Annotated in this window: 8 protein-coding genes; 4 read left to right on the top strand and 4 right to left on the bottom strand. The window is 31.1% G+C overall.

Features of this window, described 5'->3' with window-relative positions:
* Nucleotides 1–164: 164 nt before the first annotated feature.
* The 4 genes from ACIQ56_RS11385 to ACIQ56_RS11400 all read right to left on the bottom strand — a co-directional run bounded on the left by ACIQ56_RS11385 (nt 165) and on the right by ACIQ56_RS11400 (nt 3,980).
* A complete protein-coding gene (locus ACIQ56_RS11385) occupies nt 165–686 on the bottom strand; it encodes a hypothetical protein (RefSeq protein ID WP_397601182.1) in 522 nt (173 codons plus the stop codon).
* A gap of 17 nt (nt 687–703) precedes the next feature.
* Nucleotides 704–2,104, bottom strand: a complete 1,401-nt coding sequence (gene rlmD / locus ACIQ56_RS11390) for a 23S rRNA (uracil(1939)-C(5))-methyltransferase RlmD (RefSeq protein ID WP_397601183.1) — start codon at nt 2,102–2,104, stop codon at nt 704–706.
* Nucleotides 2,105–2,169: 65 nt separating this feature from the next.
* On the bottom strand, nt 2,170–3,135 hold the full coding sequence (locus ACIQ56_RS11395) for a hypothetical protein (protein WP_397601184.1): 966 nt from the start codon (nt 3,133–3,135) through the stop codon (nt 2,170–2,172).
* Nucleotides 3,136–3,191: 56 nt separating this feature from the next.
* Entirely contained in the window at nt 3,192–3,980 is a 789-nt protein-coding gene (locus ACIQ56_RS11400) for an ImmA/IrrE family metallo-endopeptidase (protein ID WP_397601185.1), read from the bottom strand.
* Nucleotides 3,981–4,229: 249 nt separating this feature from the next.
* On the opposite strand from ACIQ56_RS11400, the gene ACIQ56_RS11405 reads away from it, so the two are divergent.
* The 4 genes from ACIQ56_RS11405 to ACIQ56_RS11420 all read left to right on the top strand — a co-directional run bounded on the left by ACIQ56_RS11405 (nt 4,230) and on the right by ACIQ56_RS11420 (nt 8,169).
* Complete coding sequence (locus ACIQ56_RS11405; RefSeq protein ID WP_397601186.1) at nt 4,230–5,075, top strand: flagellin; 846 nt, start codon at nt 4,230–4,232, stop codon at nt 5,073–5,075.
* An 8-nt stretch (nt 5,076–5,083) separates the two neighbouring features.
* On the top strand, nt 5,084–5,767 hold the full coding sequence (locus tag ACIQ56_RS11410; RefSeq protein ID WP_397601187.1) for a hypothetical protein: 684 nt from the start codon (nt 5,084–5,086) through the stop codon (nt 5,765–5,767).
* 152 nt (nt 5,768–5,919) lie between these two features.
* A complete protein-coding gene (locus ACIQ56_RS11415; protein WP_397601188.1) occupies nt 5,920–6,681 on the top strand; it encodes a substrate-binding periplasmic protein in 762 nt (253 codons plus the stop codon).
* 141 nt (nt 6,682–6,822) lie between these two features.
* Nucleotides 6,823–8,169: an anaerobic C4-dicarboxylate transporter gene (locus ACIQ56_RS11420; protein ID WP_397601189.1), complete on the top strand. Its 1,347-nt coding sequence runs from the start codon at nt 6,823–6,825 to the stop codon at nt 8,167–8,169.
* The last annotated feature ends 257 nt before the right edge of the window (nt 8,170–8,426 follow it).

An 8,426-nucleotide genomic window follows, 5' to 3' on the forward strand; every position in this document is an offset into this window, starting at 1 on the left:
TTTATTCGCTAATTTAATTGATTCAAGCTCGCTCATTCCAGGTTTTATTAAATTTTTAATATCTTCAATCGCTTTCCATGTTTTATTTCGAGCAGTTGTAATCATGACTTGAATAGCTTCTTTATTCATTTTTTCAATTTCTGCTTGATCTACATTCATAAAAATTACCTTTTTTGCTTTAAAGCTTCTAATATTTTAGAAAATATTTTAATTTCATTTTGATTTATCATATCAAAAGAACAATTTGCATATTCTATTTTTTGATTTTCGTTTTCAACTAAAGAAGAAGTTAATATTTCTACAGTTCCTAAATTTAAAAGATTATCTACTTTATTCATCTTTAAAGAAATTTCTTTTAAAGAGATTAACTTTTTAGAGGATAAAGAATCTCTTTTTATAATTTGTCCAAATCCATTTAAAATAAAACTATGGTATTCTTTTAAATTAAATTCTTGAGCAGAATTTGCAACAAAACTAAATCGATTCCCATCTCCATTAAAACCTTTAATAATAACGACTTTCATACCTAATTTGTTAGAGATTTGAGAAGACAAAGGTTTTTCCAAATTAAAAGAAAAAATTTGTTTTCCTTTATCATCTTTACAAATCATATCATAAGAAAAAGCATTTAAACTTAAAGACAACAAGAGTGAAGTTAAAATACTTTTTATTCCTAACAAATACATGACTCACCTTTATGAACTCAATTTTTTACGAGATAACACAAAACCTCATAATTATCTGTACCTGGAAATGTATCAAATGGTTCAAAAATAACTGGAGTATATCCATGAACTGCAAAAGATTTTAAATCTTTAAAAATAGTGTAAAAGAATGAAGATAAATACAATACAGCTTTAGGTTCTAAATTTTTTATTTGTTCTATTGTATTTATTCCGCAACCATTTTTTGGAGGATTCATAACAACCACATCGGCTTTATAAATTCTTTTTTCTTCAATCAATTTTGAAATGATTGCGCTTGCTTCCCCTTCATAAAAACCAATATTACTCAAATTGTTACTTTTTGCGTTTCTTATTGCATCTTTTATTGCAGAAGACGAATTATCTATTCCAATTACTTCACGAGAAGATCTTGCTAATGCTAAAGAAACACCGCCAGCTCCACAATATAAATCGATTACAGTTTCTTTTCCAGTAAGCTCTGCCAATTCTTCAATACGATTATAAATGCGCCTTGCCATTAAAGTATTAGTAGGCATAAAACTAGCTGCAGAAAATTTTAAAATAATATCGCTATATTTTTCTTCAATGAGATCTTGCCCAACAAGTAACTTTAATTCTTGGTCTTGTTTTTCTTCATTTTGATCTGGTGAAGCCACTTGCATAAAAACGCCCTGGATATTCATAAATTTTTCAGAGATATCCCTTGCAAACGGTCTTAATAAATTTAAATCGGCTTTCGTAACAACAAAAGTAACTTGAGCTTGTCTTGTATAATGTGAGGATCTTAAAATCACACAATGCAACAATCCATCTTTTTGTTTTGGAGTATAGACGGAGACATTATGAACACGAATTCCTGTTCTAATATAAGCAGAAATATCATTCATTACATTTGTTTGAATAGGACAACGGCCTGTATCCACTACTTCATTTGAAGACTGATTATAAACTCCTAAATCAATCCATCTTTTAGGATTCGCAAAATTTGAAAATTGAGAGGATTTTAAACCTGAATGCTCCGATGCCACCATTTTAACATGGTGTTTATAGCCAAACTTTTCTTCAGATTCGATACAGTCTTTCACAATAGATCTTTGAAACTCTTCTCCTACTTTCAGAAGACGAGATTTAAAATCTGCCGTTTTTTGTTGGAGTTGTGTTTTATAAGCTAAATCTAAGGAAGGACATGAACCACATTTTTCAAGAATTTTACATGGTTGTTCATGCATTACTCTTTCGGAAACACCTTGGCGCATGGTCATCATTCTAATATTAGGGGTAGAATTATTTTGTTTCCAAACAAGCTTGCTTTCGTTTTCTTTGCTAAATTTCCGAGAAGGGTCTCTCGTTGAATTTCTATCAGAAGAAGAGGGTCTACTAGAGCGAGAAAATGCAGGCTTCTTATTTAAATCTATCATAATAAAACACACCAATATTAAAATTTTCAAAAAACGGAAAACAATAAGAAAGATTCACTTCATGGCTAGGTGCTTAAAACCATAGCCTCACTTTCAACCTTTTCAGAACTTAAGTTCGGGTTTGAAAGTAAAATTGCGTTCCACGCTTCCGCTAATAGCCTATCTGCAAGAACTTCGCCAGTAGAAACAGAAGGAACGCTTAAATTCTTTTGGACTAAAACCCATTTAGATACGGCCATAACGCCTTCTTGGTAAGTTGTCACTTTACTATCCGATAATTCTCTCATTTGACGCATAAGGCGATACATTTTTCTACCAGAAAGAGCTCTATCATGCCATTTTAAGAAAGAACTTGGATCTAATGATTTTCCATCACTTAATTTAGCAGTGTCCGTCCACTTTTGTAGTTCTTGTTCCGTTAATTTAAGTTTATCTTGTAACGCTAAAAGTTTTGCTGAGTTTTGCTTTTTAAATTTATCGATTTCATTTAGTTTTTGTTTTAAAGAAACTACTTCTTCTTTTAATTGAGAAATTTCTAAGATTTTTTTCTCAAAATCAATTAATGGAACTTGATTTTTATGATTTTGATTGGATTCTTTTAATAATTGATCCATTTCTTTCATTTGAATAATTAAACGTGCATTTTCTTCCGTTAATGAAAATAGCTTATTATTTGTCGCATTTTCTTCTTCTTTTAAAGCCTTTTCTTTAAATTTAATCTCTTCTTTTGCTTTTTTAAGATCGTCTTTTAATTTTGCTGTTTCTTTACGGAGAAGGATAAGTTCGGAATTATGTCCTGAATTTGTATGATTTTCATTATTTTTAGGCTGGCTCGTTTTCTTTTCATTTGAATGATTCGAATAATTTGAAGCAGAACTTCCTATAGATAAGAGTTTTGCTTCCAAGGCAACTAATTTATCTTGAGTGGCCGTGTTTTTTGCGATTAGTTTTTGCTTTGATAGAATAAGCCACGCACATAAAAGGAGAGCAACACCAGAAAATAAAAACGCACTAATTGTAGAAAAATCCATATCTGTTTCCATGAGTTGGTTAGAAACACAAGCTCTGAAAACTGTTTTAAGAGCTATTAGTTTCTATACATCAGAAAATCTTTTAACCGAATGTTTATCAAAGTACGACTCATCCAAAATAAGGTCATCAATTGTTCAACCGTATCTCGAGCGGGATCACATTGGCTAAAAGCAATTTGTAGCAAATACGACGGCATAAGCAAGAACAGAGCAAGTCTGTTCGCAAAAATTGCATTTTTTTGCTGAGGCAAAACCGATTTCAATGAGTCTTTACTTAGCATAACCTGAGCAAGCTCTTTTGCAAGTAAAAACCTTAATGCGGTTCCAAATCTTTCCCCTTTAGGCCAAGTAATTAAATTTTTGCCTTGCTCTATTCTAGATAAAATAAGATCTTTTTGATTTTCTTGCGCTCTCATTTCTACATTTTCAATGATATTTGCAAATTCAGGAATAAAAATTGGCAGTGCTTTTATATTTGATAATTCTATTAATTTATTTGCTTCTTGTAATAATATTTCTCTTTCCGAAGATGTGCACTGAAAATCGCCATACCCTTGATATTCGATCAAAGCATCAAATAAAACATTTTTACCTAATGAGATATCAATGAGATTTCTTGGATCAACTTCTAATGCTTTTGCAAGTTGATTGATATTTTGAATGGATTTGATATTTTTCCTGCCATATTTCCAATGTGTACAATCAGCGGGATCAAATCCTAAAAGTGCTCCTACGTCTTGGTCTGTTACTTTCTCTGCTGAATTTTTTTTGATATTCAAAATCTCTTTACAAAACTTAAATAGCTCAGCGCTATGCGGAAAACGGTTATTTTCGACATTAATCATATCAAGCGTCCTTTTCGCAAAAATCTACTACAAATATTGAATGAAGTTACCTCCTTGAATTGTAACACAAAAAAAAGAACATTCCTAAAGAATAAAAAAAACAAACGCGGCTTTCTGTACCTACAGAGGAATTGACGCCAAACGCTTTTAAATTAAGCAGTTTTTGATAGCGTAAAAAAGAGATCCTTTTCTAAAAAATAGGTTGTTTCATTAAATATCCCTATCGCATTTTTTTGAGTGGAGACGGCAATGGGCTACAGGATAATGACCAACGTAACATCGATAACGAATCAGAGACACATGCGTAATACACGCAAAATGCTCGATCAAAGCTTGGAGCGTTTAGCTTCTGGTTATCGAATTAACAAAGCCGCAGATGACGCTGCTGGTCTTGCCATTAGTGAAAAACTACGTTCAAAAATAAGAGGATTACAGCAAGCACAACGTAACGCAAATGATGGCATTAGCCTTATTCAAACTGCGGAAGGCGGAATGAATGAAGTTCAAAATATGCTAATACGCATGCGTGAACTTGGAGTGCAAGCAGCTTCAGATACGATTGGTCCAAAGGAACGAGTTTATCTGGATATCGAATACCAAGCTCTTAAAGACGAAATTGATCGTGTAGCCTACGCCACCGAATTTAACGGAACACAATTATTAGATGGCACCGGCGGAATATTAGAAATTCAAATTAACACGGGCGGTGACAACATTCTTGGTGTCGACCGCTTAGAGTACAATTCTTTTAAAGCAGATGTCAAAACCAACCGCTTAGGAGTGTCAGAACTCGCACTTGATACAAAACCAGGAGCACAACGCTCTTTAACTGCAATTGAAAGTGCAATAGACTATGTGAGTGCAATTAGAGCAGATTTAGGTGCGTTACAAAATAGACTTGGCTCCACTATAAATAATATTGGAACCACAGTTGAGAATTTAAGTGCTGCCAATAGCCGCATTAAAGATGTGGATATAGCCGAAGAAAGTTCTGAATTAACAAGAAACCAAATTTTGCTTCAATCTGGTACAAGTGTTTTACAACAAGCAAACGCAACATCAAGAATGGCTTTAACACTATTAGAAGGAAGATAAAATAATTTATGGCTGACAATCTAAAAATTACTCATGAAAATTTTGTCTCAATTGTAAAAGACCTCATGAAAATTACCGATACTATTTTAAAAAATGTTGTTTCTAAAACAGAACAAGCTGCACTTGAAATTGGAAATAAAATTGAATCCGTTTCAAGCCTTTCTTCAGATCAAGCAAAAACGGTAAAAGGTTTGATTACAAGCATGTATCAAGAAGGTACCGATGCGCATTCTGAAGTAGAAAAAATGGCAAATGAAGCAAATAATATGGCAAATGAAATTTTTGAAAGTGCTGCTTCTGGAGATTTAGATAAAGCAAAATCGTTAGGTGAAAGTGATAGATATAAAGAATTAGGTCAAAAGACAGGAAATTTATCGAAACAACTTGAAAAACTTTCGGAATCCGATAAAGAACTTGCTAATATGATTGCTCCTGTAATTATGGCATTACAATTCCAAGATAGCGTAAGACAAAGTCTTGAAAATATCATTAAATGTTTTCATGAGTTTTCTGAAAGATCACAAGGAATTACCTATCAAAAACTTTCTGGTGATTTAGAAAAAGATTTTTGGGCAACGCTCGAAAATAAATTTACAACAACAGATGAAAGAAATATTGTCCGCAAAACCGTTTATGGTGAAGATGCAAAATTAATAGAAGATACAGCAAAAAGCGATCCTTTTATGTTTTAATGACATCCAAAAAGTTTATAATTTATTTAGAAAGTCATGTTAATTATAAAATTTTCACCGAAAGTATTCATTAAAAAAAGATCAAATAGCAAAAAAATAACCAACTAAAATTTTGATCATTAAATGAATATTTTAAAATTTAAAAGGAATGTATGAAAAAAATTTATATGTTAATTTTTATGTTAATTTTTATTTTATTCACAAATTCTTTGTTTGCAGAAGAAAAAGATATTATTATTTTGACCCATGAATTTCCAAACCAAACTGTTCCAGTAAATGAAAATACGATTAGAGGCTTAGCTGGAGAAATTTTAACTCAAGCACTAAAGCAAAGTAAAATAACCTATAAAATAATATTTTTACCATGGAAAAGAGCGCAAATAGATACAGTTGTAAACAACAATAAAAAAACTTTTATTTTACCATTAACAAGAAATGAAGAAAGAGAAAAAAATTACTTATGGGTTTCTAAACTTTATGATTTAAATACAGTATTTATAACCAATAAAAATCAAGATCCAATAAATACTTTTAATGAAGCTAAAAATAAAAGAATAGGGGTATTGCTTGGAACATCTTTTGAAGATAGCTTAAATGATCCAAAAAATAGTTTAAACAAAGAAGATATTGAGTTATCATACAATCATGAATCTATAATTAAAAAACTAATTGGTGGAAGACTTGATGGTTGGTATGACGTCAAAATTGATATCACAAGTGAACTTAAAAATGAAAATCTAAATCTATCAGATTTTCATTTTGGTAAAAAAATATTAATTGAAGAAAATTATATTGCAACATCAAAATCTATATCAAAAGAGCTTTTCATGAAAGTAAAAAATGCATTTGAAAGTTTTAAAAAAACTGCTGATTATAATAAAATACTAAAAAAATATTTAGAGGATATAAATTAATTTAATATATTAAACAAATTTAATATCAATTAAAAAAGGGAAGCTCATTTTATAAATTATTATGTTATATATTTTTGATGAGACACAAAGAAACATTCTTTCTTTGAATCTCTATTATAATTATAGGAGCTTTTTTAAGTTATGATTATTTTACAATTTTTAGTCATTTTAGGTTGTCTTTTACTTGGCACTCGGTATGGAGGAATAGGACTTGGGGTTATTAGTGGCATAGGACTTTTTATTTTAACTTTTGTTTTTGGATTGCTACCAGGAAACCCACCTGTAGGAGTTATTCTAACAATTATGTCGGTAATCGCATGTGCATCGATACTTCAAACCGCCAAAGGTTTAAATGTCATGATGTATTACGCCGAAAAACTGTTACGTAAAAAACCAAATTACATCACTATTTTAGCACCCATTACAACTTGGACTTTAACTGTTTTATGCGGAACAGGGCATGTCGTTTATACCATGTTTCCCATTATTTATGATATTGCCATTAAAAAAAATATCCGACCAGAACGTCCTATGGCTGTAGCATCGATCGCATCTCAATTAGGGGTATGTGCATCTCCCATGTCAGTTGCTGTTGTATCTATGGTGTCTATTCTCGCTCATTCACACGGAATTGGAAAAGCAATTAGCTTAATTGATGTTTTAAAAGTTGCCATGCCTGCTTCTTTTGCTGGTATGATTTTAGCTGCTATTTGGAGCCTTCGCCGCGGTAAAAATTTAAAAGACGATAAAGAGTTTCAAGAAAAAATAAAAGATCCGAATCAACGTAACTACATTTATGGTGACATGGAAAATTCATTGCAAAATAAAAAATTAACAAAAGAATCTTACCGTTCTTTATTTATCTTTTTTGCAACGATAGCTGTCGTTATTGTATTTGGATCATTTGAAAGTCTTAGACCCCATTATATTGAAAATGGAAAAACTGTTTCTTTATCAATGAATCTTATTATTCAAATTTTTATGCTTTTATCTGGAGCATGTATATTGATATTTTGTAAAGTTATCCCAAGAGAAGTTTCTGAAAGCGCTATTTTTAAAGCAGGAATGACAGCAATTATAAGTGTTTTTGGTGTTGCTTGGATGGCAGATACTTTTTTTCAATTTCACTTTGAATTTATAAAATCTTCCTTAGAACATATCGTAACTTCTAAACCGTGGACTTATGCTATTATTCTTGCTCTTGTCTCTTCTTTAGTAAACAGCCAAGCTGCTGCCATTGCTGCTATTGCACCAATGGGTCTTGCGTTAGGATTAGATCCCAAAATAATTGTTGCTTTTCTACCCGCTGCTTATTGTTACTTTTTACTGCCAATCTACCCAAGTGATTTAGCATGTATTGGTTTTGATCGTTCTGGCACAACACATATTGGAAAATTTATTATCAATCATAGTTTTATCATCCCAGGATTAATAGCTGTTACCTCGAGTTGTATTGTTGGTTATTTTTTAGCACAAATCGCATTTTAAAATAGCAAAAATAACGATCATTTATTTTAATTCCATCAATTTCAAAAATATGAATAATAAAATTTATTGGTAAGATAGCTAATTTATTTATATTATGTCAAATCAAAACAAAAACAAGGCCATATTAAATTTGACAAAAAGTTTTTTTTAAATTAATCAAAAATGCCAGTTAAGAGTTGAGAATGTGTTTTTAGAAAAAGAATATGTACTTAAAAAGGCATGCAGAAAATCTTCCGAAAACATGGACAAGCAAGCCC

Source organism: Silvanigrella sp., assembly GCF_044369315.1.
Classification (GTDB): Bacteria; Bdellovibrionota_B; Oligoflexia; order Silvanigrellales; family Silvanigrellaceae; genus Silvanigrella.

Bases quoted from the DNA above. Each gene is read 5' to 3' on its own strand.
- ACIQ56_RS11385 (WP_397601182.1), bottom strand. From the start codon at position 686: ATGTATTTGTTAGGAATAAAAAGTATTTTAACTTCACTCTTGTTGTCT.
- rlmD (WP_397601183.1), bottom strand. From the start codon at position 2,104: ATGATAGATTTAAATAAGAAGCCTGCATTTTCTCGCTCTAGTAGACCC.
- ACIQ56_RS11395 (WP_397601184.1), bottom strand. From the start codon at position 3,135: ATGGATTTTTCTACAATTAGTGCGTTTTTATTTTCTGGTGTTGCTCTC.
- ACIQ56_RS11400 (WP_397601185.1), bottom strand. From the start codon at position 3,980: ATGATTAATGTCGAAAATAACCGTTTTCCGCATAGCGCTGAGCTATTT.
- ACIQ56_RS11405 (WP_397601186.1), top strand. From the start codon at position 4,230: ATGGGCTACAGGATAATGACCAACGTAACATCGATAACGAATCAGAGA.
- ACIQ56_RS11410 (WP_397601187.1), top strand. From the start codon at position 5,084: ATGGCTGACAATCTAAAAATTACTCATGAAAATTTTGTCTCAATTGTA.
- ACIQ56_RS11415 (WP_397601188.1), top strand. From the start codon at position 5,920: ATGAAAAAAATTTATATGTTAATTTTTATGTTAATTTTTATTTTATTC.
- ACIQ56_RS11420 (WP_397601189.1), top strand. From the start codon at position 6,823: ATGATTATTTTACAATTTTTAGTCATTTTAGGTTGTCTTTTACTTGGC.